The sequence below is a fragment of the Mycobacterium sp. PTI7 genome, from assembly GCF_056679845.1.
On record NZ_CM155252.1, the window covers coordinates 5007155 to 5032350 of the forward strand.

Here is a 25196-nt window from a genome sequence, read left to right on the forward strand (position 1 = left end):
GTGTCAGGGGACGTAGCCGGCGCCGGTGAGCGCGTCGAGCACGTCGAGGGGGTCGGTCCCCAGATCCCAGCGGGTGAACACCAGCAGGCGGTCGTCGGGCACCGTGTCGATCTCGAGCATCTTGACCTTGCGTCCGATGCGGCGGAACTCCGTGATGCGGACGGCGCCGACGTCGCCGCGCCGGACGACGTGGGTGCTGAACCAGCCGCGCACCACGAGCCCGTCGTCGGTGATTGCCAGTTTCGGCCGGGCCCGCCACGACATGATGGCGAACAGCAACAGCCCGGCGCCGGCAACGCCTGCGAGGAAGCGGCCCGGAGGGTCTGTGACTACGGTCACAGCGGCTATTCCCATGAGAACACCGAAGACGCCGCAGGCAGCGATGCCGCCGGTCGGCGGAGCCCACGATGTTTGCTGCATTGACTATTCACACCCTCTATGCGTGGTCAATCCGGTTATCCACAGGCGCTATGCACAATGGGGATGAATCACATCGATGTGATTGGGTGACGCACAGGTTGCGATTCGGGTAACGCAGCGAGGCCAAGATGAATTCATCTCGGGGCTCGATGAGGTCATCGCCACCGCATGGTGAGCAACAGACCGGTGATCATGAATGCGAAGGCGATGGCGTAGTTCCACTGCGCGAGATCGGCCATCCAGGTCAGGAAGCTGGGCGCGTCCACCGGGTTGGTGGCGGCGAGCTGGAAGACGAGCAGCCACATCAGGCCGAACAGCATCAGACCGATGAACAGCGCGACGAACCACATGGGTGACGGCCCGGCCTTCACCTTCACCGGAGTACGGCTCACCGGGTTGGCGGTGAAGTCGTTCTTCTTGCGGACCTTCGACTTGGGCATGCGTACCTTCGGCTGACTGCGATGTTGGCGGTGATCTGGTGCGACGATGGAACCGACGCACCCGTGAGCCTATCGCAGCGGGCGGGAGTCCCGGGAGGACTCCGGACGGCAGGAGGGGGAACCGATGCAGCGGCAGACGTCGCCGACGGACGGCCACGCCCCGCGCCGTTCCGTATGGCGGTTCGGCGTCCCCGTCGTGTGCCTGTGCGCGGGCCTCCTGCTCGCGACCACGCACACCGTGTCCGGCGGCGACGAGATCCGGCGCAGCGACGCCCCCCGCCTGGTCGACCTGGTCCGCGAGGCGCAGCAGTCGGTGGACCGGCTGTCCGCGCAGCGCGACGCGCTGGTGAACGACGTCGACAACCACCACGGCGGCGGCTCCCCCGGCGCCGACGCCGCGCTGTCCGCGCTCACCGATCGGGCCGACGCGCTGGCCGTCGACGCCGGCGTCGCCCCGCTGCGCGGCCCCGGGCTGGTGGTCACCCTCAACGACGCCCAACGCGACGCCGACGGTCAGTTCCCGCGCGACGCCTCCCCCGACGACCTCGTCGTCCACCAGCAGGACGTGCAGGCGGTGCTGAACGCGCTGTGGGGCTCGGGTGCGGAGGGCATCCAGATGCAGGATCAGCGCATCATCGGCACGTCCGCACCCCGCTGCGTCGGCAACACGCTGCTGCTCAACGGCCGTACCTACAGCCCGCCGTACGTCATCACCGCGGTCGGCGACGTGTCCGCGATGCAGTCCGCCCTGGCCGCCGCTCCCCTGGTCACGCTGTACCGGCGCTACGTCACCCGGTTCGGCCTCGGCTACACCGAGGAGGCACGCGACGAGGTCGAGGTCGTCGGCTACCAGCCCCCGGTGCGGCTGCGCTTCGCGACGCCGGCGGGTCCACTCGGGTACTGATCGTCGGCCGTCGAGTGTGGGCCCGTGTGACGCGGATCGTCGGTGGACCGTGGCGGTAACCCACGTTCGGCAGGGCGGTAACCTGGGGTGATGCAGGTCCTCGTCGTCGACAACTACGACAGCTTCGTGTTCAACCTCGTCCAGTACCTCGGTCAGCTGGGGGTGGACGCCGAGGTGTGGCGCAACGACGACGAGCGTCTCGGAGATCCGGACGCCATCGCGGCGGGTTTCGACGGCATCCTGCTGAGCCCCGGCCCCGGTACCCCCGAGCGCGCGGGGGCCTCGATCGGCCTCGTCCAGGCCTGTGCCGCGACCTCGACGCCCCTGCTGGGCGTGTGCCTCGGCCACCAGGCGATCGGCGTCGCGTTCGGCGGCACCGTCGACCGCGCGCCGGAGCTGCTGCACGGCAAGACCAGCACCGTGCACCACGACGACCTCGGGGTGCTCAGGGGTCTGCCGGATCCGTTCACGGCGACGCGGTACCACTCGTTGACGATCCTGCCCGAGACGCTGCCCGGCGCACTGGTGGTCACGGCCAAGACCGACGGCGGCGTCATCATGGGCGTCCAGCACGAGTCGCTGCCCATCCACGGCGTGCAATTCCACCCGGAGTCGATCCTCACCGAGGGCGGGCACCGGATGCTGGCCAACTGGCTGACGATGTGCGGCGAGCCGCCTGCCGAGGCGCTGGTGGCTCAGCTCGAGCAGGAGGTCGCCGATACCGTTCGGGCGGCTACTGCGCGAAGCTCAGCGTGATCGGGTCGCCGTACTTCAACGGTGTCCCCGTCGCCGGGCTCTGATCCACGATCCCGTTGCTCGGCACGCCGCTGTTCTGGGCGTTCGGCAGCTTGATCAGCTCACCGGTCCAGTTGTACGAATTGCGCAGCAGCGGTTCGGCATCCACCCAGAACTGACCGCGCAGGTTCGGCATCACGAACTGGTTGCCGCGCGACACCTGGATCTGGATCAGCGTGTCCAGCGGAAGGTTCTGTCCTGCCGCGGGATTGGTGCCCAGCACCTGGTTGACCGGACGGGTGCTGTCCACGTCGACGCGGAACGTCTGCTGGAATCCGGTGCGCTTGAGCAGACCGTCGCAGTCCTCGAAACTCAGTGAGTTGCAATCGGGTACGAGCTTCTGGTCCGGCCCGGTGCCGACGACGACGGTGATCTCGTTGGTGATCGCCGAGGTCGAGTTGGCGGGCGGGTTGGTGAGGATGACGCGGTCGCGCTGCTCGGGCAGCGACGCGGAGTTCGACGTCCGCACGGTCCCGAAGCCGGCGGCGCGCAACGCGTCGATCGCCTGCTGCGGCGTCATGGTGGTGACGTCGGGGACCTGCTGCTGGCGCGGTCCGGACGACACGTTGATCGTGATCAGGTCACCGGCGGCGACGGCGGTGCCGGCCTCCGGCTCGGTGTCGATGACGCGGTTCGGCGGCACCCGGGAGTCGGAGTTGTTCTCGACGCGGGTCTCGAAGCCGCGGTTCTGCAGCGCGGCCGTGGCGTCCTCGGCGGACTGCCCCTTCACGTCCGGCACCTGCTGGTCGCGGGGGCTGCCGCCGACCATGTTGATCGCGACGGTCACCACGACGGTCAGCACGGCGAGCACCGCGACCACGGCGAGCCAGCGTCGCACCGACTTGTTCCGCTCGGAGTCCCGGTAGCTCGGCCGGTGGGCCGGGATGTGCTCGGTGGGCGCGTTGCGGCCGCCGGGCGGCGTCGCCGACAGCATCGACGTGCGTTCGGCGTCGGTGAACACCTTCGGCGCCTCGGGCGCCTCGCCGCTGTGCACGCGGATCAGGTCGGCGCGCATCTCGGCGGCCGTCTGATAGCGGTTGTCCGGATTCTTGGTGAGCGCCTTGAGCACGACGGCGTCGAGTTCGGGGCTGATGCCGGCGTGGCGCTGCGACGGCGGGATCGGATCCTCGCGGACGTGTTGGTAGGCCACCGCCACCGGGGAGTCGCCCACGAAGGGCGGTTCACCGGTGAGCAGCTCGTAGAGCACGCAGCCCAGCGAGTAGACGTCGGAGCGGGCGTCGACCTTTTCGCCGCGGGCCTGCTCGGGTGACAGGTACTGGGCGGTGCCGATGACGGCGGCGGTCTGGGTGACGCTGTTGCCCGCATCGGCCAGCGCGCGGGCGATGCCGAAGTCCATGACCTTCACGGCGCCGGACTTGCTGATCATGATGTTGGCGGGCTTGACGTCGCGGTGCACGATGCCGTGCTGGTGGCTGAAGTTCAGCGCCTGGCAGGCGTCGGCGATGATCTCGATCGCGCGCCGGGGCTCCATCGGGCCGTCCGCGTGCACGATGTCGCGCAGCGTGACGCCGTCGACATACTCCATGACGATGTAGGGCAGCGGCCCGGTGGAGGTCTCGGCCTCCCCCGTGTCGTACACGGCGACGATCGCCGGGTGGTTCAGCGCCGCGGCGTTCTGCGCCTCACGCCGGAAGCGGAGGTAGAAGCTGGGGTCGCGGGCCAGGTCTGCGCGCAGCACCTTGACCGCCACGTCCCGGTGGAGCCGGACGTCGCGGGCGATGTGGACCTCGGACATGCCGCCGAACCCGAGGATCTCACCGAGTTCGTAGCGGTCGGACAGGTGCTGGGGGGTAGTCATCTCAACGTCTGCTCGTGTGGGGCGCCGAGGTGCGCCGCCATCTCTAATACCCCGGCGACGTCGTCGTCACTCGGATCGGCCACGTCCGGACCGCCCGGTACCGGCATCGCCGACGGCGAGGGTGGGGGCGTGACGATCGTCGTGTTGGTGATCGTGGGCGGCGGAAGTTGGGTGTCCTTGCGGTCCTGGGCGTTGAGCACGATGAGGATCGCGATCACGATCGCCAGGGCGCCGAGGACGCCGGCGGCCCACAGCAGCGCGCGCTGCCCCGACGAGAACGTGCGGCGCGGCGCGACCGGCGGCCGGTGGGTGCCCGCGGTGGGCCGGGGCCTGGCCTGGGTGACCGGCCTGCTAGCGAAGTCCGCGGCCGAGCGGGCCTGGGTCACCGACGGGATGGCGGCGGGTGCGGCGCGGCCGATGACCGGCGCCTGGTTCGGGCGGGGTGGGCGGCGGCCCGCGCGGACGGCGGCGACGGCGTCGGCGAACGCGCCACCGGTGCGGTACCGCAGACCCGGTTCCTTGGCGAGCGTGATCTCGATGAGTTCGCGGACGTTGGGCGGCAGATCGGCGGGCAGCGGCGCCGGCTGCTCCTTGATGTGCTTCATCGCAACGGTCAGCGCGCCCTCGCCGGTGAACGGGCGTCGACCCGAAACCGATTCGTAGCCAACGACTCCCAGGGAGTACACGTCACTCGCGGCGGTCGCATCGTGGCCGAGTGCCTGCTCGGGCGCGATGTACTGGGCGGTGCCCATCACCATGCCGGTCTGCGTCACCGGGGCGGCGTCGACGGCCTTCGCGATGCCGAAGTCGGTGAGCTTCACCTGCCCGGTAGGGGTGATCAGGATGTTGCCGGGCTTGACGTCGCGGTGCACGAGGCCCGCGGTGTGCGCGACCTGCAGCGCCCGGCCGGTCTGCTCCAGCATGTCCAGCGAATGGCGCAGCGAGAGCCGGCCCGCGCGCTTGATCACCGCGTTGAGCGGCTCGCCGTTGACGAGCTCCATGACCAGGTACGCGGTGCGTCCGTCACCGTCGAGTTCGGTTTCGCCGTAGTCGTAGACGCTGGCGATGCCCGGGTGGTTCAGCATGGCGACGGTGCGGGCCTCGGCGCGGAAGCGCTCGACGAACTCGGGGTCCGTCGAGTACTCGGCCTTGAGCACCTTGATGGCGACCTGGCGGCCGAGGCGGCTGTCGAGCCCCTCCCAGACCTGGCCCATACCGCCCGTGGCGATGAGTCGCTGCAACCGGTAGCGGTCGGACAGCGTCACTCCGACGCGTGCACTCACGAGCCCTCCCGCAGTGCGGCGGCGATGGTTGCCCGGCCGATCGGGGCGGCCAGTGCCCCGCCGGTGGCGGACAGTCGGTCACCACCATTCTCCACGAGGACCGCGACGGCCACCTTGGGCGCCTTGGCCGGCGCAAAGGCGATGTACCAGGCATGGGGCGGTGTGTTGCGCGGATCGGAGCCGTGCTCGGCCGTCCCCGTCTTGGAAGCGATCTGCACGCCGGGGATGGCTCCCTTCTGCTGAGTCACCTGTTCGGCGCCAATCATCAGTTCCGTAAGTGTAGTTGCGACCTGCGAGGACACGGCTCTGCGCGCCTCGCTCGGGGCGGTGGTGCTGATGTTGGCCAGGTCGGGGCCCTTGAGATCAGCTACCAGATGGGGGTTCATCTCGACGCCGCCGTTGGCGATGGTGGCGGCCACCATCGCGTTCTGCAGCGGCGTGAGTGCGACGTCCTTCTGCCCGATGCTGGACATGCCCACGGCGGCGCCGTCGCCCATGGGACCGAGGGTGGATGGCACCACTTGGAGCGGGATCGGCTCGGGGGCCGAGTCGATCCCGAAGGCCTTCGCGGTGTCGCGCAGCTTGTCGGCGCCGGTGTCGATGCCCAGCTGCACGAACGCCGTGTTGCACGACCGCGCGAACGCCTCGCGCAGGGTGGTGGTGGCGCCGTTGCCGCAGGACGAGCCGCCGTAGTTCTCCAGCGATGCCGTGCTGTCCGGCAGCGGGATCCGCGACGCCGCGGTCACCTGCGTGTTGGGGTTCGCGCCGGCCTGCAGGGCGGCGGCGGTGGTGATCACCTTGAACGTCGACCCGGGCGGGTACGTCTCGGAGATCGCGCGGTTCACCAGCGGCGACTCGGGGTCGTCGCGGAGCCGCTCCCAGGCCGCCGACTGCTCGTCGCCGTCGTGGCTGGCCAGCAGGTTGGGGTCGTACGACGGTGCGGACACCATCGCCAGGATCTTGCCGGTCGACGGTTCCAGCGCCACCACCGAACCCTTGCACGGTCCGTTGCAGCCGGTGGACATCGCGTCCCACGCGGCTTCCTGGACCTCGGGGATCAGGGTGGTGCCGACGTTGCCGCCGCGGGGGTCGCGGCCGGTGAAGAAGTCGGCGAGACGCCGGCCGAACAGCCGCTCGTCGGAGCCGTTGAGGACGCTGCCCTCGGCGCGCTCGAGGCCGGTGCTGGAGTACTGCAGCGAGTAGAAGCCCGTCACCGGCGCGTACGCCATGGGGTTCGGGTAGACGCGCAGGAACCGCAGCCGGCCGTCGGTGGCCACGGAGTAGGCGAGCAGCTGCCCGCCCGCGGTGATCTGGCCGCGCTGGCGGGAGTACTCGTCGAGCAGCACGCGCTGGTTGCGCGGGTCCGACCGCAACCCGTCGGCGGTGAATACCTGTGTGAGGGTGGCGTTTCCGAGCAGCAGCACGATCAGCACCATGATCGTCACGGAGATGCGGCGCAGGGAGGTGTTCATACCTTCGAGATCACCTCCGTGCCGGCGGAGGCGATCGGCGCCGGGGGCGCGGCCTTGGTGTCGATCGGGCGGCGCGCGGAGTGCGAGATGCGGACGAGGATCGCCAGCAGCACGTAGTTGGCGAGCAGCGACGAGCCGCCGTACGACATCCACGGGGTGGTGAGCCCGGTGAGCGGGATCAGCTTGGTCACGCCGCCGACGACGATGAACAGCTGGATCGCGAGCGTCGACGCGAGGCCCGCGGCGAGCAGCTTGCCGAAGCTGTCCCGCACGGCGATGGCCGTGCGCAGGCCGCGGATGATCACGATCGTGTAGAGCATGAGGACGCCCGCGAAGCCGACCAGGCCGAGCTCCTCGCCGACCGCGGCGATGATGAAGTCGGTCGACGCGGCGGGGACGGTGCCGGGCTGGCCGTTGCCCAGTCCGGTGCCGAAGATGCCGCCGGTGGCGAAGCTGAACAGCGACTGCACCATCTGGTAGCCGGCGCCGTCGGGATCGGCGAACGGGTCCAGCCAGGTCTGCACGCGCACCCGGACGTGTCCGAACAGGTGGAACGCCACCACGCTGCCCACGGCGAACAGCCCCAGGCCCAGCAGCACCCAGCTGATCTTCTCGGTCGCGACGTAGACCAGCACCAGGAACGAGGCGTAGAGGAGCAGCGACGTGCCGAGGTCCTTCTCGAACACCATGACGCCCACCGAGGCGATCCACGCGACCAATAGCGGGGCGAGGTCGCGCGGGCGGGGCAGGTTCATGCCGAGGACGTGCTTGCCCGCGCTGGTGAACAGGCTGCGCTTGGACACCAGCACCGAGGCGAAGAAGATCAGCAGCAGGATCTTGGAGAACTCGGCGGGCTGAATCGAGAAGCCCGGCAGGCGAATCCAGATCTTCGCGCCGTTCTGCTCGGACATCGACCGCGGCAGCACCGCGGGGATGACGAGCAGCACCAGGCCCGTGAGGCCGAACACGTAGCCGTAGCGGGTGAGCATCCGGTGGTCGGTCAGGAAGGCGATCACCAGCGCGAAGGCGACGACCCCGAGCAGCGTCCACAGCATCTGCTGGTTGGCGCTCGGGCCGCGGTCGGCGCCGGGGGCGACCGAGAGGTCGAGCCGGTGGATCATCACCAGGCCGAGGCCGTTGAGCAGCGCGACGACCGGCAGCAGCAGCGGGTCGGCGTACGGGGCGAACCGGCGGATCGCCAGGTGCGCGCCGGCGAACAGCCCGACGTACCCGACGAGGTACTGCAGCAGATCCCAGCTGAGGCCCTGTTCCTGGTTGGCCTCGACGATCAGCAGCGCCACCATGGTGATGACGCCGGCGAAGCACAGCAGCAGCAGTTCGGCGTTGCGCCGGGTGGGCATCGGCGGAGCAACGGTGACGGCCGCCTGCGGCGCGGTGGTCATGACGCAGCCCGGCAGTTGGTGCCCGGCTCCTGCGGGGGTGGGGGCAGGGCCGTCACGGTGGGCGACGGCGCGGGCGAGGTGACGGTGGTCGGCGTTTCCGGGGCCGGGCCGGGCAGCGGTCCGCGCGACGGCGTGGTGGTGGGCGTCCCGCTCGTCGGGGGCGGCGGCGAGGTGCTGGTGGCGACGGGCGCGGCGGCCGCGCAGATCGGGAGCAGCGAGTCGGTCCCCAGATCGCGCAGCTGGCGGATGGCGTCGTCGACGGATCCGGTGGGCAGCCCCGCGCTGACCTGGGCGCGCTCGGACTCGCGCAGGTCGCCGATCTTGAGCGTCTGGCAGCCGCCGCGGTCGTCCCCGGCGCCGATGATCTTCAGGTCGCCGCGGTCATCGAGGCAGGCCACCAGGAACGGCTCCTGCAGCGGCATGCCCAGCAGCGATCCCTGCACGCCGCGCAGGACGTACACCGCACCGTCGTGTTCGGCGACGTAGTAGTTGTCACGAATGATCGTGCGGCCCACGAAGAGTCCGGCGCCGAGCAGCAGGACCAGGACGACGGCGGCGATGAGCATCATGCGGCGCGACCGCTTCTTGGGCGGCGGCTCCGGCTCGATCGCCGGCCGCTTCGCCGCCGCGGCCGTACGTTTCGGGTTGAACGCCGCCGCGCGTCCCGCCGCGGTGTTGGGTGGCGCCGTCTGGTCGTCGTCGCCGGAGACCGCGCCGGCGAGGATCGGCTGGGTCTGGCCGTAGTCGTAGTCGACGACGTCGGCGACCACCACGGTCACGTTGTCCGGTCCGCCGCCGCGCAGCGCCAATTCGATGAGACGGTCCGCGCTTTGGGCCACGTCCTCCATCTGCAGCGCCTCGGCGATGGTTTCCTTGCTGACGGGGTCGGACAGCCCGTCGGAGCACAGCAGGTAGCGGTCGCCGGGCTTGGCCTCGCGGACGGTGAGGGTGGGCTCGACCTCGTGGCCGGTGAGCGCCCGCATGATCAGCGACCGCTGCGGATGGCTGTGCGCCTCCTCGGCGGTGATTCGTCCCTCGTCGACCAGCGTCTGGACGAACGTGTCGTCCTTGGTGATCTGGTTGAGTTCGCCGTCGCGGAGCAGGTAGCCGCGCGAGTCGCCGACGTGGCAGAGCCCAAGCCGGTTGCCCGCGAACAGGATCGCCGTGAGCGTGGTGCCCATGCCCTCGAGTTCGGGGTCGGACTCCACGTGCGCCGCGATCGCCGAGTTGCCCTCGTGCACCGCGTCGTTGAGCTTGCTCAGCAGATCGCCGCCGGGCTCGTCGTCGTCGAGGTGGGCGAGCGCGGCGATCACCAGCTGCGAGGCCACCTCACCCGCGGCGTGGCCACCCATGCCGTCGGCGAGCGCCAGCAGGCGCGCACCGGCGTACACGGAGTCCTCGTTGTTGGCGCGGACCAGACCGCGGTCGCTGCGCGCCGCGTAGCGGAGTACGAGGGTCACGGGCGCAGCTCGATTACCGTCTTGCCGACCCGTACCGGCGTCCCCATCGGAACCCTTACCGCCGTAGTCACCTTCGCCCTGTCAAGGTATGTGCCGTTGGTCGATCCTAGGTCTTCGACGTACCATTCCGACCCCCGCTGCGACAGCCTGGCGTGCCGTGTCGACGCGTAGTCGTCGGTGAGCACCAGCGTCGAGTCGTCGGCCCGGCCGATCAGCACCGGCTGCGTGCCGAGCGTGATGCGGGTGCCGGCCAGCGCGCCCTCCGTGACCACCAGCTGCCGCACGACGTTCCGCTGCCGGTTCGGCAGCAGCGTGCCGCGCAGGGCCAGGCCGCGCTTCACCATCACCGCGCCGGTGGGCGCGTAGATGTCGGTGCGCAGAACCCTGAGCACAGACCAGATGAAGAGCCACAGCAGCAACAGGAAACCGACACGCGTCAGCTGCAGAACCAACCCCTGCATCCGACGTCCTCTCCGTCACCGTCCCGATGTAGCTCTCCGACCCGCCGACCAACCCGCAGGCAACGTCACGATACTTGGACGTCGACCGGCGTGAAGAGGCTGCGCCGAGGCCGTGACCCGTTCGAGTCCTCTGCGACTAGTGGACGCGAACGATGATCTCGGAGTGGCCGAGTCGGATCACGTCGCCGTCGGCCAGCTGCCACTCCTGCACCGGGGCGTTGTTCACCGTGGTGCCGTTGGTGGAGTTGAGGTCCGACAGCAGGGCGACCTGGCCGTCCCAGCGGATCTCGAGGTGGCGACGCGAGACGCCGGTGTCGGGGAGCCGGAACTGTGCGTCCTGGCCGCGTCCGATCACGTTGGCGCCCTCGCGGAGCTGGTAGGTGCGGCCACTGCCGTCGTCGAGCTGCAGCGTGACGTTCGCGCCGGCCACACCCGCGCCTGCGCCGTAGCCGCCGCCGTATCCGGCCTGCTGGCCGTAGCCGGCGTCGCCGTAACCGCCCTGCGCGCCGTAGCCCTGGTCGCCGTAGCCCTGCTGGGCGGGCGGCTGGCCGTAGTCGTAGCCCGCGGGGGCGCCGTAGCCGCCTTGCGGCTGGCCGCCATAGTTCTGGCCGTAGCCACCCTGATCGCCGTAGCCGCCCTGCTCCGGGTAGCCGCCCTGGTCGGGGTAGCCGCCCTGGTCGCCGTAGCCACCCTGGTCGGGGTAGGACGGACGCGACTCGGGGCGACCGTAGTCGTCGTGGCGCTGCGGGGCGCCCTGACGGCCGTAGTCGTAGTCACCGGCGGGCGGGCCGGGAGGGGCGCTCGGAGGCGCGTAGCCGCCCTGGTTGTAGCCGCCGCCCTGCGCGGGCGGGTAGCCCTGGCCGCCGGGGTTGTAGCCGCCCTGGGGCTGGTCGTAGCCGCCGGCCGGGGGACGCTGCTCGTACGACGGCGGCGCGTAGCCCCCGTCGGAGTAGCCGCCCTGGTCCTGGTAGCCACCCTGCTCGGGGTAGCCGCCCTGGTTGTAGCCGCCCTGCGCCGGCGGGTAACCGGGTGCGCCGGGGGGAGGAGGCGGATAGCCGCCCTCGGGGGGCTGCGGGCGGCGGGGATCGTCGCCCTGGCCGCGGCCGTAGTCGTAGTACTCGTCGCCGGGCTGCTGGCCCTGGCCGCCCTGGCCCTGGCCGCCGCCGCGGTACGTCGGGTTGTCAGTCATCGATGCAACTCCTGGTTCTGCGGTGTGCTCGCGGTCTGGTGTGGCAGGGGCGGATGCGCCCGCCGGGTCAGAACGAGTATCGGGGTTGACCGCTCCGCGGACGCGAAACTGGCCTGTGTGCAGGGTCGGTGATGGTTCGAATCTGACGACCACCTCACCATACGTTTGCCACCCTTGGTCATGGATGTATCCCTCCAGGTGTCTGGCAAAACTGGTCGACGTGAGGTCGGGGTCGGCGCTCACCTTCTGATGGTCGGGCACACTGAGGGTAATGACGTACTCGTTCGGTGCCAAAATGTGGCGACCGCCGAGTTCCCTGGTCTTGGCGTCGGCCTCGCGCTGAAGCATCACCTCGACCTCCTGCGGGACGATCGACCCGCCGAAGACCCTGGCGAACGCGTCGCCGACACTCGACTCGAGTTTGCGTTCGAAGCGGCCCACCAGACCCATCGCCCTGCACACCTCGCTTCGTCGTCTCGCCGGTTCGCACCGCCCCGCGTGTCGCGGAGCGGATCTCTTGAGGGCATGGTATCGGCCGAGGCCCTGTCGGCGTGACCACCAGAACTCTGAGAATCCGATCGCGGCTGGTCAGCGGCTTACGGCCAGGCTGATCGGCGCGGTTGGGGGAGGAGCGCCGGTGCGTGATAGCCTTTCCCGGTTGTTGGGGCGAGTGGCGGAATGGCAGACGCGCTGGCTTCAGGTGCCAGTGTCCTTCGGGACGTGGGGGTTCAAGTCCCCCTTCGCCCACAATGAGTTCGAGCGCGACGGCCGCGAATCCTCCGGGGTTCGCGGCCTTCGTGTTTTCCGGGGTTCTGCGGATGCGTTGAGACTGCGGCGAGGGTCGCGATGCGGCCTCGCTCACGGCCGTGGCGGCAGTCTCGCGTGAGAGTCGCGTTGTGGCGGGGATGTGCGAGTGGGCGTCTACAGAACGCAACTCTCGCGACGGGCCAGGGGCGGGCGCGCCGCGCGAGATAGCGCTGACGGTCGCTACGCGGGCCACCTGACAGCCGTGAGCGCTATCTCGCGACAGGCCCTCGCCGAGACGGAAGCCACTGTCGCGATCGCGCCCGCGCAGCGACGTGACTCTCCGGTTCGGCGCAACACCCCAAATACGAAGGAGGGGCACCCGCCGTAGCGGATGCCCCTCCTATCAAGCTGGTGCTTAGCGGCCGTTGCCCACGGTGGACTGGGCGGAGCCGACGGTGGCCTGCTGCTGGATGTCGTTGATCCAGGTGTGGTGGTCGATGCCGGCGGAGGCCGGGGCTGCCAGAGCGAACATGGCGGCGGCGAAACCTGCGGCGATGGTGCTGGCGAATCCGAACTTCTTCATGGTCTTCCTCTTTCCCTCATTCGCTCTAGGTGAGCGTTCTGATGGGCATAACCGGCAGGTCAGGGAAAGAATTTCCGTTGGCAGTGATTGAGCGGAGCGTGGCAGTAATGGACTACCGGAAGCGCGCGTAGCAGAGGTCGCGGTCACCGAGGAGGCCCGAGCGGTAGGCGACGATCCGGGTGAACCCCGCGGGCACGGTCTGGCTGTCGACGTTGCTCGCCGCGAGGCCGTTGGTCAGCAGGCCGGCGACGGCCTCGTCGAGGTCGCCCGCGGTGAGCGCCAGGCTCTGGCCACTCGGCAGCGTGACGGTGTCGGCCATGGCGGCCTGTGCGACGCCGGTGAGGCACGCCGTGCGCAGCGCCGCGACGGGCGTGTCCAGGGCGTCGCCGCGTTCGTGCTGCACGGCGAGGGCGTACCGCGACGTCAGCACCGACAGCGCCGTGTTGTCGCCCTGCAGCAGAACGTAATTCGACTCGTCGGCTGCCGCACCGAGCTGTTGCATCGCGCCCAGGTCGACCGAGATCGTGTTGGTCGACGGGCAGTAGGACGCCGGCGGACTCGGCTGCGCGTCGGCACAGGCGACCGGGTCGAAGGACAGCGTCGGCGGCTCGGCGGGCTCGTACACCTGGCCGAGGACGTCCATCAGCAGGCTCAGGGTGCCCTCGTCGAGCGCCACCTCGCCGGCCTGCACCTCGCCGTACTCGTCGGTGGGCAGCGCCATCGGCAGGTCGCCGCGGCGCTGCTCGATCTCGCCCATGTCGATGGTGGTGCACTCCGATGCGCCGGCGACGAAGCCGATCTGGAAGGCGCTCACCCGGTCCAGCGCGGTGCCGTGACCCTCCTCGAGCAGTGCGTCGTCGCCGGGCCGCAGGATGGGGTCGCGGAGCGTAACCGCAGCTGCCAGAACGTGATTGAGGCCGTCGCCGGTGCTCAGGTCGAAACGCGGCGAATTGCCCTCGGCGACCCACCGGATGTAGGTGCCGGCGAAGCAGTCGGCCTGCTGCTCCATGACGATGACGGGGGTGTCGTCGTCGGCCAGTCCCGCCATCTGCTGGATGGCGTGGCCGTACTCATGTGCCATGAGCGCCGCGATCGACACGTCGCCGAAGAACTGCCGGCCGATCGGCACCATGACGCTGCGATCCCACGCCATCGTGTTGCGGCTCGGGCAGTAGAAGGCGTTGGGCTCGCCGTAGGTGTCGGCGCCGCAGACCGCGGGGCTGGACGGATCCTCCGAGTCGTAGGACCGCAGCGTCTCGATCGGGACGAACTGGCCGCCGAGCGACGCCGCGTAGTTCTGCTGCCAGAAGTCGGTGATGTCGTTGACCGACAGCAGGGCGAGCTTGTCGATGTCCCCGCCGTCACTGCCCTCGACCTGGCCGGTCGGGGCGGGGGAGTCGTCCCGCACGCCGCTCGGACCGTCCTGGGCGGGCAGGCCGCCGGCCCGGAACGGGTCGTACAGCGTGGACACCGCACGGCCCTCCGTGACCGTCGAGCAGCCCGCCATGAGGAGGATCGAGCAGACGGCAACCAGCGCTGCCACCACGTGAGAGGGTCGATTCATGTCCTGACGATCTGGTGAGGCGGGCGCGGTGCTTTTCCGAGATTAACCCGTACCAGCGTCGGGGGGAGGGCCGCGATCGACGACGGCGCGCTCGAAGGCCGTCGGGTATACCCAGCCCGTCGCGCGTCAAACATTCGGGTCGGGATTGCCGGCGATTCCGAGATCGGGCGAAAACCCTTTCTCAACAATCCATTAGAGCACCGCGTCCGTCGCCTTAGATTTGCGGCATACGTTGAGGTCAACACACCACGACGGAGGGACCCGAGATGGCTCACACGACCACTCAGACCGTGACCGCGATCCGCTCCTTCCGCGACGGCAACCCGGCCCAGGAGTTCGACGGCGCGGTCATCCGCGCCTACAGCCGCCGCCTGGCGACCGTGGTGACCGTCAGTGGATCCATCACCGCCGCCAACGTCGACCGGGTTGCCGCCCGCGTGCTCCGCCACGTCCTCGACGACAGCGTCGTCCTGGACCTGGGCGGCGTCGACGGGGTCGACTCCCGCTGCGGCGCGCTGGCCGACGAGGTGCGCACCGCGTGCGAGGCGGTGGGTGTCGAGTTCGCGCTGGTGGCGTCCGACGAGGTCACCGTCGCGCTCGGCGTCGACGAGAACGCGTGCGCCGTCGCCCGCTCGGTGCCGGAGGCGCTGCGCTACTTCGCCGACGTGTCCTGCGCCCGCCAGCGGGTGCTGCTGCCGCTGCTCGGCCGGATCGCCTGACTTCTCCCGCAGGACGGCCGCGCAGCACCGGGTCGTGCGCGGCGGCATCCCGGTGATGGTCGCAGCCGCGGTCTCCTGGTAAGGATGGACCGTGGGTAGAAACGAACGCTCGAAGATCGTCATGTCCGACGACGAGATCGTCGAGTTCATCGATCGCAGCCGCACGGCCACCATGGCGACGCTGTCGCCCGGAGGACGGCCGCACCTGGTCGCCATGTGGTACGCCGTGCTCGACGGCGAGATCTGGTTCGAGACGAAGGCGAAGTCGCAGAAGGCGGTCAACCTCCGGCGCGATCCCACCGTCACCGTGATGATCGAGGACGGTCTGACCTACGACACCCTGCGCGGCGTCTCCATCGACGGCACCGCCGAGATCGTGGACGACGACCCGGATCTGCTGCACCGCGTCGGCGTCAGCGTCTGGGAGCGCTACACCGGCCCGTACACCGACGAGATGAAGCCGTTCGTCGACCAGATGATGAACAACCGCATCGCCGTTCGCGTGGTGCCGTCGCGGTTGCGCAGCTGGGATCACCGCAAGCTCGGCATGCCCGAGATGCCGGTCGGCGGCACCACCGCGCAGTACCTCGGCTAGCCCGTCGCCCGCGGCGTGAAGCCGGGGTTCGCCAGTGCGGTGGCGGTCGCCGAGCCGATCAGCCCGCCGCGGTCGAACATCGCCGCCGTCCCCGTGCCGACGCCGTCGTCGCTGGTGTGCGACAGGGCCATCAGGCCGACGTCGGATCCGACGGGCAGCCGGCTGAGCGTCAGGGTGTAGTCGGCGTTGATGTAGTGCAGGCCGTCGGTGCCGAAGTGGGTGAGGGAACTCGCGACGTCGCCCGCCATCGCGGCGCGGACGAACGGCGTCGTGTGTTCGCCCTCGACCAGCGGACCGAGGTCGCGCAGCCAGACCGATTTCGGACCGTCGTGCTGCCACTGGGTCAGGTCGAAGCTCCGGCCGGCGGCATCGGGGTCCTTGCCGTACGCCCACACCATCATCGACGTCCCCTCCGGAGCGTCGACGGTCTCGGGCGGGGCGGGCGGCATCGCGACGGGCGCGGTCCACACCGCACCGGGCGGCTGGTCGCCCCGGCGGAGGAACAGGGCGCTCGCGCGGGAGACCACGACATCGTCCTGGCTCAGTGCGACGTCGACCAGCACGAGTCGGCGGCCCTCGCGAACCACGTTCGTGCGCAACAGGATCGGAGCCATCGCCACGGGCCGCAACAGGTCGACGGTGAGCCTGGCCGGCTGCAGGCCGGGGTCGACGGCGCGTTCGGCGGCACGGCCGAGCATGCCGCCGACGAAGTTGCCGCTGATCGAGGAGCCCCACGGCCCCTTCGCCATCGCGGTGGGCACGAAGGCATCGCCGTCGGGGACGAAGTACGCCTGGGCGGGAGGTGTCGTCATCGCGTCCGACGATAACGGGGCGGGTGGGCGCGCCCCGTCGCCGTCCCGCGCTACGCCGCACTCATCCGGGGCGGCGCCAGCACCACCGCCGAGTTCTGCCCACCCATGCCGAGCGACGTCTTGAGCGTGACCCCGCCGTCGATGCGGGTCGCGCCGTCCAGCAGGCGCGGGTGGCCCGGTGCCACGGTGGGCGGCGCGGGGATGACGCCGTGCTCGTAGCCCAGCGCCGTCGCCGCCACCTCGACGGCCGCCGCCGCGCCCTGGCAATGCCCGGCCAGCGGCTTCACCGAGAAGATCTCGGGGCGGCCCTCGAAGATCTCATCGAGCACGCCGGCCTCGGCGGTGTCGCACTGCCTGGTGCCGGGACCGTGGGCGTTGATGTAGCGAACGTCCTCGGGCCGGACGTCCGCGGCGCGCAGGGCCTCGCGGACGCACTCGTCGACCTGCGTGCGGGCGGGGTCCACGGAGGTCACGTGGAAGGCGTCGTGGGTCATCGCGCCGCCGCGCAGCTCGGCGTACGGCGCGTCGCCCCGGCCGGAGAGCACGAAGCTCACCGACGCCTCGCCGACCGCGAACCCGCGGCTGCCCTGCTGGAACGGCCGGCACGCGTCGAGCGGCTCGACGTCCACGATCGCCACGCCGAGCTTGACGAAGTGCTCGACGTTCTCGGGGGTGAGGGACAGGTCGGTGGCGATGAAGACGACGTCGTCGACCATGCCGGTGTCCAGCCACGTCTTGGCGGTGATCAGGCCGGCGTTGCCGGAAGCGCACATCGCGGACACGTTCATCGCGGGACCGTGAAAGCCGTACTCCTGCATCAGCATCGACACGGGCGTGGACGGCATGAGCGCGAGGTACTCGCGCACCTTCCGCTCGCCGCCGTCGTCGAGGTAGAACTGACGCCATTCCTCGATCTCGGGGATGACGACGGCGTGCAGCAGTCCCACCCGCCGGCCGGGCGTCCAGCCGCGCCGGGTGGCGCCGGCGATGGCCTCGCGCGCGGCGAACCGCATGGCCCGCGCCGACCGGCTGGCGCCGTCGCGCTGGTCGCCGCCCGCGGGCACCCGGGCCAGCCACGCCGACTCGCCCTCGGCGCCGTAGCCCGGGACGAGGTCGGCCGCGGGCTTGCCGCTGAGCAGCCCCTCCCACAGCGGCTCGACGCCCCACCCGTATCCGGTGACGGCGCCGACGCCGATGATGTTGGTCGCGCTGTCGGCAACGATTGGTGCACCCATGTCCTGTCCTACCTTCGAGTCGTCGAGCCCCGGCGGGGCGTCGTCTCCTCTGATTAACCGCCAGCGCGGCCATATTGACCAGTCGGGTGAATCGAAAATCACTGCACTGGAGACCAGGTAGATCGGTGTTACCGTGGTTGCTTGGACGCCGAGCTAACTCGCTGAGGACCGTGTGACACTGGACGCTGACGAGGGCAACGCCGCGGCGGACGTCAGCACGACCGACGACTCCCCAGCGGAACTGTCCGAGGCCAGCAGAGAGTCCGCCGACGAGCGGTACCGTCGCCTGCTCGAACACAGCCCAGACGCCATCTGCGTGCACCAGGCGGGCCGCGTCGTCTACGTCAACAAGGCCGGCATCCGGTGGATGCGGGCCGAATCCGCCGAACAGCTCGTCGGCAACCTGATTACGACCTTCGTTGAGGCGCAGTCCATTCCGGCGATGCTCGATCGCATCTCCGGCCTGCGGCGCCAAGGTGACATCTCCGAGTCGTCGGAGGCCGTCATGACGCGGCTCGACGGAACCCGCCTCGACGTCGAGGCGGTCAGCGTGCTGACGGTGTGGAGCGGCGAGCCCGCCTACCAGGTGATCTTCCGCGACGTCTCCGCGCAGAAGGCGGCGCAGGCGTCACTCAGTTACCAGGCGGCACTCGTGCATCACGCCTCCGACGCGATCATCGCGACCACCAGCGCCGGCGACGTGACGAGTTGGAACCCCGCCGCCGAGACCGTGTACGGCCGGACCGCCGCCGAGGTGTTGGGCCGTCCGGTCAGCGAAGCCGTTGGCGCCGAACTCAATCCGCAGAAGATCCTGATGGAGAGCGGGGTCGTCACCGACACCCACTACGCCGCCGACGGGACGCCGCGGACGGTGCGGGTGTCGGCCGCCGCGATGGACGACGGCTACGTGCTGCTGTGCACCGACCAGACGGCGCTGCGGCGTGCCGAGCAACACTTCGAGAACGTGGTGAGTTCGCTCGACGAGGGCGTGCTGGTGCTCGACCCCACCGGGCAGGTCCTGTCGGTGAACCCCGCCGTGCGGCGACTGCTGGGGATCGCGGGCGACGAGCTGGTGGTGGGCTACCGCGAACTCACCCGGCACTGGGCCGAGAACTGGGAGTACGCCGTCTTCGACGTCGACGGCCATCCGATCCAGCCGCCCAGCGAGCCGCCGGTCATCAACACGATCAAGTACGGCACGCCGTTCCACGGGGAGGCCCGCAAGGCTGCACCGGAGGGCGGCGAGGCCCGCTGGTTGTCGATCAGCACGCGTCGGCTCAACCCCGAGGAGGGTCGTAAGAGCGCGGTGCTGATCTCGTTTCGTGACGTGAGTTCGGAGCGGCTCGCCCGCGACCGGTTGGCGCAGCAGGCTCTGCACGATCCGCTGACGGGTCTGCCGAACCGGACCCATCTGATGGACAGCGTGGCCGAGCTGCGCCGGGAGGGCAGCCTCGCCGCCGTCCTGTTCATCGACCTCGACGACCTCAAGGGCGTGAACGACTCGCTCGGTCACGACGCGGGCGACCTGACGATCCAGGCCGCCGCGCAGCGCCTGCGGAACGCCGTCCGCAAGGAGGACGTGGTCTGCCGGTTCGCCGGAGACGAGTTCGTCGTGCTGCTGGTCGGCCGGTTCACCGCCGACGAACTGCGGTCGATGACCGAGCGCATCCGATCGCTGATGGCCGAGCCCGTCATGCTCACCGGGTTCGCGGTGCAGATGGGTGCCAGCATGGGCGTGGTGGAGACCGGCCCGGGCGACGTCCGCGACGACGCCGCGCTGCTGCGGCTGGCCGATCGCGCCATGTACGAGGCGAAGGCGGGCGGCCGGCGCACGGTGGTGTTCTCGACCACCACGGAGTAGCGCCGGGCTAGGCGTCGAGTGCCTGCTTCGCCGCCCACGCGTCGGCGGCGCCGATCACGGCCAGAACGCCCATCGCGAAGGCACCGCGCCTGCGGTCGGCGCCGGGTGCGGCCAGGGCCCTGGCGAGCAGCGTCACGTCGAGCACGTCGCCGACCACCCGGGTCCACACCAGCTTCGGCGACCCCGCCAGGATCGCTGCGCCGTGCCCCCACTCGCGGACCCCGAGCAGGCGGAGTGCCCGACGCGTTCGGTCGGTGGGGACGACGCCGGCCAGCCGGGCTACCGCGTCCGGGGAGGCGATCTCCGACGCGCCGACGGCGAGGCTGGTGACGCCGAGCGACGTCGTCAGCGTGCGGGCAGGGATGTGGGTGGAGACGGTCATGCCTGCGCCGTACCCGGGGTGCCGACGATCATGCGGCCCGCGTCGGGTCAGTCGACGTCGGTGACGTCGGCGTACTCGGGATGCTTGTCGACGTAGTGGGCGACCATCGAGCAGGTGGGGACGATGCGCAGCCCGGCGGCCTTCGTCGCCTGTAGCGCGTGCGCGACCAGGATCGTCCCGAGCCCGCGGCCCTCGAAGGCGGTGTCGATCTCGGTGTGTGGGAAGACCCGGGCACCGGCGCGGTCGTGGAAGTCGGCGAGGCCCACGGTCTCGCCGTCGACGGCGATGGTGAACCGGCCGGGCTCCTCGGTGACGGTGGCGGTGGCGCCGGTCTTGTCGGTGGTCTCGGAACTCATCGGGCTCCCTCAGTGGCCGGGATTCGGACGTGGTCGCAGCCTGCCGTTGGGCAGGGGTGGAGCGGAAAGGCTCGGGCCCGGGTACCCGGACACCTCGCCGAAGCGCTCTCCTCGATGGTGCCACTCGTCGCGGAACTCGACGATCTCGTCGTGGGTGCGGCCGACGAAGTTCCACCACATGACGATCTCCTCGGCGAACGGCGGGCCGCCCAGGATCAGGACCCGTGCCGGTGCGTCGCCACGGTTGACCAGGGTGATCTCGTCGGCACCGGGGGACTGGTACCAGAGGTCGCCGGTGCCGAGCGCGTCGCCGCGCGCCTCCACGTCACCCTGGTCGAGCAGCACGCCGTGCTCGAACCCGCGGTCGACGTCGAAGGTGACGGTGCTCCGCGGCGCGACGTCGACCTGTGCGCCGAGCAGCGGCGTGAACGCGTGGACGGGGGAGCGGTCGCCGGCCAGTTCGCCGAGGAAGACGCGGACCGTCGCGTCGCCCACGGTGCGGGGAGTGGGGACGTAGTGGGCGAAGTCGCGCGCGGTGTCGCGATCGGAGTCGGGCAGGGCCACCCACAGCTGTGCCCCGTGCAGCGTCCGGGTGTCCGCCGTCGACACCTCGGAGTGGCAGATCCCCGCGCCGGCCGTCATCAGATTCAGCTCCCCCGGCCGCACCATCGCGTGCACGCCCGAGCTGTCCCGGTGCTCGATCTCGCCCTCGAACAGCCAGCTCACCGTCTGCAGACCGGTGTGCGGATGCGGCGGCACGTCCATCCCGGTGCTCGACGCGACGGAGTGCGGACCGTAGTGATCGGCGAAGCACCAGGCACCGACCATGGACCGCTCCCGCTGCGGCAGCGTGCGCCGCACCCGGATGGCGCGCGGACCGCCGAGCGGTACGTCGCGCGGGTGCAGGATGCCGGTCGAGACCGCGTCGAAGGGCGATGCGCCGCAGGCGACTTCGTCGGGTGCCGCCTCGGTGTTGCTCACCGCTCCAACAGTAGTTCCGCGGCGTGGCGCCTACCCGGTCATCGCCGCGCGGATCACCTCGAAGTCGTGCTCGTCGATCGCGAAGGTGCCCGCGCGGAAGCGGTAGCCCCAGCGGGTCTTGTCGACCACGAAGTCGAGGTCGTCGAGGAGCGGCCGGATGGGCGTCTCGACGCACGGCTCGAACCGCATGCCCCGCCGCCACGGTTGGAACTCCGGATCGAGGTCGGCCTGATAGACCTCGTCGTCGGTGACCTGGCCGATGGCGGTGAACGCCTGCAGCGGCGCGCCGTCGGGATGGTCGGTCTTCGGCGAGTAGAAGACGATCCAGTCGTCCTTCGCCATCTTGCGCAGCATGTGCGGCTTGCCGTGGTTGGCCTGAGTGAAACCGCCGGCCACGCCGCGTTCGACGTGTCCGCGGCTGACCGTGTTGATCCAGTACGTCATGCCCGAAACGCTAGGAGCGGCGGGTGACAGATCCGGGGATCCATCCACAGTCGCGATTTCATCCACAGGCGGGACCCGTTGGTGCCCCAGAAACGAGGAGAGCCGCCGACGCGTGAGCGTCGGCGGCTTCCAAGTACGACTCCGCCTATGCGCCTCTCGGCAAGTGGTCGCTCTCGGCGACTTAAGGGGTGGTACCCGGGGCATTGTCCGGAGCCGTACGGATAGTTTAACGGCCCGACGCCGAAAGTTGTTCCTGCGGCGGGCACCAATTTCGCGACCCCGCTGCCGTCCCCTCGAAACCGGCAGCGAGGCGCGTTGCTAGGCGGACTCGAGGAAGAGACGGCGGGCCCGTACCGCGTAGCCGTTCTGCTCGGCGAGCGAACGCAGCTGACGCAGGGCGAACGTGCGTCCGCGCCCGCCCTCGGGGATGACGATGCCGGCCCACAGACCTTCGGCGCGAGGCAGCTCGACGGCTTCGCGGGCGCAGGCCCAGCGGCGCGGGCACAGCCGGCAGATGGTCTTGGCGTCCTCGTCGGCGGTCGTCACCCAGCGGTCCGGGTCGTGGGTGCACTCGCCGACCGGCAGTCCGTCCAGTCCCACTGCGTTCATTCGTAGCTCCTCGGGTCGGGCGCCAGATGTTCCGTAGCGCGATGGGGCAAAGCTATAGCAATAACCGTAGCGATGCAACAGTTTGTTCGTGGAGCAGCGGCGGCGTTGACCGATAGCGCACGTACGCGCAGCTAGGCGTGCGTTCCGCGGGAACCTGACAAGCACTCATGAGCAGCTCTAGACGTGCCGAACCGTTGCATTACACGCGTGTAAGCAACCGCGTGCAACGGTTTCGCCACGGCATCGCGACGACTATGGTGGACTCGAGTCGTAGCGGTGCAGCGGTATGTGCGGATGGGAGTGAAGTCGGTGACGAGCGTCGAACCGGAGTCCGTCGGACCGGACGCCGCCGACGAGCCCGACGACGTCGATCCCGGCATGGCCCGCGCGGGCGCTGCGGCCGCCGCCCGCCGCCGCGAACTGGACATCAGCCAGCGCAGCCTTGCTGCCGGCGGCATCATCAACGCCGGTGCACTGATCTCGTTCGAGAAGGGCCGGAGCTGGCCGCGGGACAAGACGCGCGCGAAGCTCGAGGAGGTCCTGCGCTGGCCTCCGGGCACCATCACCCGACTGCGCGAGGGCGATGCGGCGGCGGTCGAACCGCAGCGCCCTGCGCGACCGGTCGGCGGCGCCGACGAGGGGTCCCTGATCGCGCAGGCGGTCGACGCCGCCGCGCACACCCTCGGCGCCACCGTGGACGCGCTGCCGCCGACGGACGATCCCGGCTTCACGCCTCGCGTCACCGCGATGCTCGCCGACCTGCGACAGCTGGAGGCGGTCGCATCCCGCGCCGCCAGGATCGGCAGGGTCACCCCGCCGCTGCTCAGGTCGCTGAGTGCGGTGCGGCGTCAGATCGACGAGCTGACTCGCCTGGCCGCGACCGCCCCGACGGCGACGCTAGGACAGCGGCTGTACGCCGCGCGCCGCAACGCGAACCTCACGATCGGGGAGACCGCCCAGGCGGCGGGTGTCCCGGACGACGCCGTAGTCGCCGCCGAGTCCGAGCAGCCGGTTGCCGCGGACGCCGCCGAGGCGATCGAGTCGTTGATCGCCCAGATCGATTGGCGCTGAGAGTCAGAAGCGGTCGCGACCGCGTTCACGGTCGTCGCTGGTGGGGAAGAACTCGGCCAGCGCCGCGGTGATCTCGATGAACTTGCGCCGGGTGGCGGGCGCCATCTCGGCGGTCCGGCCGATGACGCCGCCGGGGCGCAGGTGTCCGTCGAACGGCACCTCGACCACCCGTTGCCCCTGCCCGGCGAACTGCTGGGCCAGGATCCCGCGGGTGCGCTTGTCGGCATGGCCGTCGGAGTCATTGAGCACCACCACCGTTCGCTGCAGCAGCGTGGTGAGGTTGCGCGACGCGAGCCAGTCCAGCGTCTGCCCGGCGGCGGCGGCCCCGTCCACCCACGGCGAGGAGACCACGACCATCGCGTCGAGGTCGCGCAGCACCTCCTGGGTGACGGGGGTGTCCATGGTGGAGCTGCAGTCGACGATCGAGATGGTGAAGTACCGGTCGAGCCGCGCGGTGGCTTCTCGGTAGATCGCCGGGTCGAGCACGCGCCTTCGGGCCGGGCTCCCCTCGCCGGCGAGCACGAACAGGCCGGCGGCGTTGTTTCCGACGCGACTGCGCACGTCCGCGAAGGTCTCGAGGTGCTGATCGGCCGCGAGTTCCCAGTAGGAGCCGATGGCCTTCGGATCGACCCGGCTGCCCAGCTTGCCGAACGCGGTGTCCGCGTCGATCGCGACCACGCGGTCGTCCTGGCGCAGTTCCGCGAACACCGAACCGATGCTCGCGGACACCGTCGTCTTGCCGACGCCGCCCTTGCCCATCACGCCGATCTTGAAGTGCCCGCGCAGGGTTCCCCGGATGCGCGCCTCCATCTCGGCCTCGCGGATCTCCTCCGGCGACTGACCGAGGTTCACCAGCCCGAACGTCGCGCGGAACAGGGCCAGGCGCCAACCGCGTGACGGCGGCGTCCGCTTGGCCGGGACGAGGTCACCGACGCGGATGCGGTCGGCGTAGGAACCCGGCGGCGGGGGTGCCGCGGTGCGGGGATCCTGGGCGTAGGGCTGGCCGGGCCACTGTCCCTGCGGGGGCGGGCCCTGCGGCGGACCACCCGGTCGCGGCGGGCGCGGGGGCTGCTGGTGTGGCGGGGGCGGCGGCTGCTGCCAGCCCTGCTGCTGACCCCACACCGGCTGCTGACCGGTGAACTGGCCGGTGTTGCCGCGCTGTCCTGGATCGCGGGCCAACCCGGGCGGGGGGCCGTAACGCGGCGGCGGGGGAGGTGGTGGCGGTGGCTGGACGGCGTCCTGGCGTCCCGGGTCCCCGGGGGGCGACGACTCGTCCGGCTGCTCCGGCCCGTGCGGCGGGAACTCCTGGGTGGAGACGGCGTCGACCGGTGGCCGGGTGGGCAGCGGCGTCGCCGCGGGCGTGAACGTGGGTTCGACGGTGGCGGGCTCGTAGTCGGTCTCCTCGGGGCCCGTCCAACCGAGTTCTCTGCGCAGGGCATCGTCGCGGTCGCTCACGGCACCGGGCTCCTCTCCATCCACGGACGACGCGACTGTCGACGTCGCACCAAGTATCAACCACCCGACTGACCCGCCGCGGGAGTTGCGGCCCGCGGCCGTCGACCGACACCGGTCAGCAAACCGTCCAGCATCA

The 25196-nt window shown here is 70.4% G+C and carries 25 protein-coding genes and 1 tRNA gene; 7 read left to right on the forward strand and 19 right to left on the reverse strand.

The features are described from left to right. Positions 1–3 precede the first annotated feature (3 nt). The gene (locus AC1MEY_RS24230) at positions 4–420 is read right to left on the reverse strand and encodes a PH domain-containing protein (protein WP_480227905.1); all 417 of its coding nucleotides are present in this window, start codon (positions 418–420) and stop codon (positions 4–6) included. 155 nt (positions 421–575) lie between these two features. Next, on the reverse strand, positions 576–860 hold the full coding sequence (gene crgA, locus AC1MEY_RS24235; protein ID WP_480227906.1) for a cell division protein CrgA: 285 nt from the start codon (positions 858–860) through the stop codon (positions 576–578). Positions 861–984: 124 nt separating this feature from the next. On the opposite strand from crgA, the gene AC1MEY_RS24240 reads away from it, so the two are divergent. Continuing rightward, positions 985–1764, forward strand: a complete 780-nt coding sequence (locus AC1MEY_RS24240; protein WP_480227907.1) for a DUF881 domain-containing protein — start codon at positions 985–987, stop codon at positions 1762–1764. 90 nt (positions 1765–1854) lie between these two features. Continuing rightward, a complete protein-coding gene (locus AC1MEY_RS24245) occupies positions 1855–2520 on the forward strand; it encodes an aminodeoxychorismate/anthranilate synthase component II (protein WP_480227908.1) in 666 nt (221 codons plus the stop codon). Here AC1MEY_RS24245 and pknB read toward each other — a convergent pair. The 7 genes from pknB to AC1MEY_RS24280 form a co-directional block, all read right to left on the reverse strand. Next, on the reverse strand, positions 2498–4378 hold the full coding sequence (gene pknB / locus AC1MEY_RS24250; RefSeq protein ID WP_480227909.1) for a Stk1 family PASTA domain-containing Ser/Thr kinase: 1881 nt from the start codon (positions 4376–4378) through the stop codon (positions 2498–2500). The genes AC1MEY_RS24245 and pknB overlap by 23 nt on opposite strands. Beyond that, a complete protein-coding gene (locus AC1MEY_RS24255; protein ID WP_480227910.1) occupies positions 4375–5661 on the reverse strand; it encodes a protein kinase domain-containing protein in 1287 nt (428 codons plus the stop codon). Before AC1MEY_RS24255 ends, pknB begins: the two co-directional genes overlap by 4 nt. Continuing rightward, entirely contained in the window at positions 5658–7133 is a 1476-nt protein-coding gene (pbpA, locus tag AC1MEY_RS24260) for a D,D-transpeptidase PbpA (RefSeq protein WP_480227911.1), read from the reverse strand. The genes AC1MEY_RS24255 and pbpA overlap by 4 nt, the downstream gene beginning before the upstream one ends. Further along, positions 7130–8536 (reverse strand): FtsW/RodA/SpoVE family cell cycle protein, encoded by a 1407-nt coding sequence (locus AC1MEY_RS24265; RefSeq protein WP_480227912.1) that lies wholly within the window; start codon positions 8534–8536, stop codon positions 7130–7132. Before AC1MEY_RS24265 ends, pbpA begins: the two co-directional genes overlap by 4 nt. Continuing rightward, complete coding sequence (locus tag AC1MEY_RS24270; protein ID WP_480227913.1) at positions 8533–9996, reverse strand: PP2C family protein-serine/threonine phosphatase; 1464 nt, start codon at positions 9994–9996, stop codon at positions 8533–8535. The genes AC1MEY_RS24265 and AC1MEY_RS24270 overlap by 4 nt, the downstream gene beginning before the upstream one ends. Further along, entirely contained in the window at positions 9993–10457 is a 465-nt protein-coding gene (locus AC1MEY_RS24275) for an FHA domain-containing protein FhaB/FipA (protein ID WP_480227914.1), read from the reverse strand. The genes AC1MEY_RS24270 and AC1MEY_RS24275 overlap by 4 nt, the downstream gene beginning before the upstream one ends. 136 nt (positions 10458–10593) lie before the next feature. Continuing rightward, positions 10594–12096 (reverse strand): DUF3662 and FHA domain-containing protein, encoded by a 1503-nt coding sequence (locus AC1MEY_RS24280; protein ID WP_480227915.1) that lies wholly within the window; start codon positions 12094–12096, stop codon positions 10594–10596. 214 nt (positions 12097–12310) lie between these two features. Between AC1MEY_RS24280 and AC1MEY_RS24285 the strand changes: the two genes are divergently transcribed. After that, positions 12311–12393 (forward strand) — tRNA-Leu (locus AC1MEY_RS24285). Between the two features lie 415 nt (positions 12394–12808). Here AC1MEY_RS24285 and AC1MEY_RS24290 read toward each other — a convergent pair. Continuing rightward, on the reverse strand, positions 12809–12976 hold the full coding sequence (locus tag AC1MEY_RS24290) for a hypothetical protein (RefSeq protein WP_480227916.1): 168 nt from the start codon (positions 12974–12976) through the stop codon (positions 12809–12811). A gap of 112 nt (positions 12977–13088) precedes the next feature. After that, positions 13089–14540, reverse strand: a complete 1452-nt coding sequence (locus tag AC1MEY_RS24295; protein ID WP_480227917.1) for a neutral zinc metallopeptidase — start codon at positions 14538–14540, stop codon at positions 13089–13091. A gap of 266 nt (positions 14541–14806) precedes the next feature. Here AC1MEY_RS24295 and AC1MEY_RS24300 point away from each other — a divergent pair, with 266 nt between their 5' ends. Both AC1MEY_RS24300 and AC1MEY_RS24305 read left to right on the forward strand, forming a co-directional pair. After that, positions 14807–15259 carry an STAS domain-containing protein gene (locus tag AC1MEY_RS24300; protein ID WP_480227918.1) on the forward strand — a complete coding sequence of 151 codons (453 nt, stop codon included), beginning with the start codon at positions 14807–14809 and terminating at the stop codon, positions 15257–15259. A 91-nt stretch (positions 15260–15350) separates the two neighbouring features. Beyond that, the gene (locus AC1MEY_RS24305) at positions 15351–15854 is read left to right on the forward strand and encodes a pyridoxamine 5'-phosphate oxidase family protein (protein ID WP_480227919.1); all 504 of its coding nucleotides are present in this window, start codon (positions 15351–15353) and stop codon (positions 15852–15854) included. On the opposite strand, the gene AC1MEY_RS24310 is transcribed toward AC1MEY_RS24305, so the two are convergent. Both AC1MEY_RS24310 and AC1MEY_RS24315 read right to left on the reverse strand, forming a co-directional pair. Further along, positions 15851–16666 carry a thioesterase family protein gene (locus AC1MEY_RS24310; RefSeq protein WP_480227920.1) on the reverse strand — a complete coding sequence of 272 codons (816 nt, stop codon included), beginning with the start codon at positions 16664–16666 and terminating at the stop codon, positions 15851–15853. The genes AC1MEY_RS24305 and AC1MEY_RS24310 overlap by 4 nt on opposite strands. Positions 16667–16716: 50 nt before the next feature. After that, a complete protein-coding gene (locus AC1MEY_RS24315; RefSeq protein WP_480227921.1) occupies positions 16717–17901 on the reverse strand; it encodes a beta-ketoacyl synthase N-terminal-like domain-containing protein in 1185 nt (394 codons plus the stop codon). 172 nt (positions 17902–18073) lie between these two features. On the opposite strand from AC1MEY_RS24315, the gene AC1MEY_RS24320 reads away from it, so the two are divergent. Continuing rightward, positions 18074–19762, forward strand: a complete 1689-nt coding sequence (locus tag AC1MEY_RS24320; RefSeq protein ID WP_480227922.1) for a sensor domain-containing protein — start codon at positions 18074–18076, stop codon at positions 19760–19762. 7 nt (positions 19763–19769) lie between these two features. Here AC1MEY_RS24320 and AC1MEY_RS24325 read toward each other — a convergent pair whose 3' ends face one another. The 5 genes from AC1MEY_RS24325 to AC1MEY_RS24345 all read right to left on the reverse strand — a co-directional run bounded on the left by AC1MEY_RS24325 (position 19770) and on the right by AC1MEY_RS24345 (position 22534). Continuing rightward, the gene (locus tag AC1MEY_RS24325) at positions 19770–20144 is read right to left on the reverse strand and encodes a malate dehydrogenase (protein WP_480227923.1); all 375 of its coding nucleotides are present in this window, start codon (positions 20142–20144) and stop codon (positions 19770–19772) included. Positions 20145–20191: 47 nt separating this feature from the next. Then, entirely contained in the window at positions 20192–20500 is a 309-nt protein-coding gene (locus AC1MEY_RS24330; protein WP_480227924.1) for a GNAT family N-acetyltransferase, read from the reverse strand. A gap of 9 nt (positions 20501–20509) precedes the next feature. Continuing rightward, complete coding sequence (locus AC1MEY_RS24335; protein ID WP_480227925.1) at positions 20510–21481, reverse strand: pirin family protein; 972 nt, start codon at positions 21479–21481, stop codon at positions 20510–20512. A 30-nt stretch (positions 21482–21511) separates the two neighbouring features. After that, positions 21512–21925 carry an EVE domain-containing protein gene (locus AC1MEY_RS24340; protein WP_480227926.1) on the reverse strand — a complete coding sequence of 138 codons (414 nt, stop codon included), beginning with the start codon at positions 21923–21925 and terminating at the stop codon, positions 21512–21514. A gap of 318 nt (positions 21926–22243) precedes the next feature. Then, complete coding sequence (locus AC1MEY_RS24345) at positions 22244–22534, reverse strand: WhiB family transcriptional regulator (protein WP_480227927.1); 291 nt, start codon at positions 22532–22534, stop codon at positions 22244–22246. Positions 22535–22828: 294 nt separating this feature from the next. Between AC1MEY_RS24345 and AC1MEY_RS24350 the strand changes: the two genes are divergently transcribed. Then, positions 22829–23605, forward strand: a complete 777-nt coding sequence (locus tag AC1MEY_RS24350; RefSeq protein ID WP_480227928.1) for a transcriptional regulator — start codon at positions 22829–22831, stop codon at positions 23603–23605. Positions 23606–23608: 3 nt separating this feature from the next. On the opposite strand, the gene AC1MEY_RS24355 is transcribed toward AC1MEY_RS24350, so the two are convergent. Continuing rightward, the gene (locus tag AC1MEY_RS24355; RefSeq protein ID WP_480227929.1) at positions 23609–25060 is read right to left on the reverse strand and encodes a MinD/ParA family ATP-binding protein; all 1452 of its coding nucleotides are present in this window, start codon (positions 25058–25060) and stop codon (positions 23609–23611) included. Positions 25061–25196 lie beyond the last annotated feature (136 nt).

Bases quoted from the DNA above. Each gene is read 5' to 3' on its own strand.
- AC1MEY_RS24300 (WP_480227918.1), top strand. From the start codon at position 14,807: ATGGCTCACACGACCACTCAGACCGTGACCGCGATCCGCTCCTTCCGC.
- AC1MEY_RS24340 (WP_480227926.1), bottom strand. From the start codon at position 21,925: ATGACGTACTGGATCAACACGGTCAGCCGCGGACACGTCGAACGCGGC.
- AC1MEY_RS24230 (WP_480227905.1), bottom strand. From the start codon at position 420: ATGCAGCAAACATCGTGGGCTCCGCCGACCGGCGGCATCGCTGCCTGC.
- AC1MEY_RS24325 (WP_480227923.1), bottom strand. From the start codon at position 20,144: ATGACCGTCTCCACCCACATCCCTGCCCGCACGCTGACGACGTCGCTC.
- AC1MEY_RS24280 (WP_480227915.1), bottom strand. From the start codon at position 12,096: ATGGGTCTGGTGGGCCGCTTCGAACGCAAACTCGAGTCGAGTGTCGGC.
- crgA (WP_480227906.1), bottom strand. From the start codon at position 860: ATGCCCAAGTCGAAGGTCCGCAAGAAGAACGACTTCACCGCCAACCCG.
- AC1MEY_RS24330 (WP_480227924.1), bottom strand. From the start codon at position 20,500: ATGAGTTCCGAGACCACCGACAAGACCGGCGCCACCGCCACCGTCACC.
- AC1MEY_RS24350 (WP_480227928.1), top strand. From the start codon at position 22,829: ATGGGAGTGAAGTCGGTGACGAGCGTCGAACCGGAGTCCGTCGGACCG.
- AC1MEY_RS24295 (WP_480227917.1), bottom strand. From the start codon at position 14,540: ATGAATCGACCCTCTCACGTGGTGGCAGCGCTGGTTGCCGTCTGCTCG.
- AC1MEY_RS24345 (WP_480227927.1), bottom strand. From the start codon at position 22,534: ATGAACGCAGTGGGACTGGACGGACTGCCGGTCGGCGAGTGCACCCAC.
- pknB (WP_480227909.1), bottom strand. From the start codon at position 4,378: ATGACTACCCCCCAGCACCTGTCCGACCGCTACGAACTCGGTGAGATC.
- AC1MEY_RS24310 (WP_480227920.1), bottom strand. From the start codon at position 16,666: ATGACGACACCTCCCGCCCAGGCGTACTTCGTCCCCGACGGCGATGCC.
- pbpA (WP_480227911.1), bottom strand. From the start codon at position 7,133: ATGAACACCTCCCTGCGCCGCATCTCCGTGACGATCATGGTGCTGATC.
- AC1MEY_RS24245 (WP_480227908.1), top strand. From the start codon at position 1,855: ATGCAGGTCCTCGTCGTCGACAACTACGACAGCTTCGTGTTCAACCTC.
- AC1MEY_RS24265 (WP_480227912.1), bottom strand. From the start codon at position 8,536: ATGACCACCGCGCCGCAGGCGGCCGTCACCGTTGCTCCGCCGATGCCC.
- AC1MEY_RS24275 (WP_480227914.1), bottom strand. From the start codon at position 10,457: ATGCAGGGGTTGGTTCTGCAGCTGACGCGTGTCGGTTTCCTGTTGCTG.
- AC1MEY_RS24240 (WP_480227907.1), top strand. From the start codon at position 985: ATGCAGCGGCAGACGTCGCCGACGGACGGCCACGCCCCGCGCCGTTCC.
- AC1MEY_RS24290 (WP_480227916.1), bottom strand. From the start codon at position 12,976: ATGAAGAAGTTCGGATTCGCCAGCACCATCGCCGCAGGTTTCGCCGCC.
- AC1MEY_RS24315 (WP_480227921.1), bottom strand. From the start codon at position 17,901: ATGGGTGCACCAATCGTTGCCGACAGCGCGACCAACATCATCGGCGTC.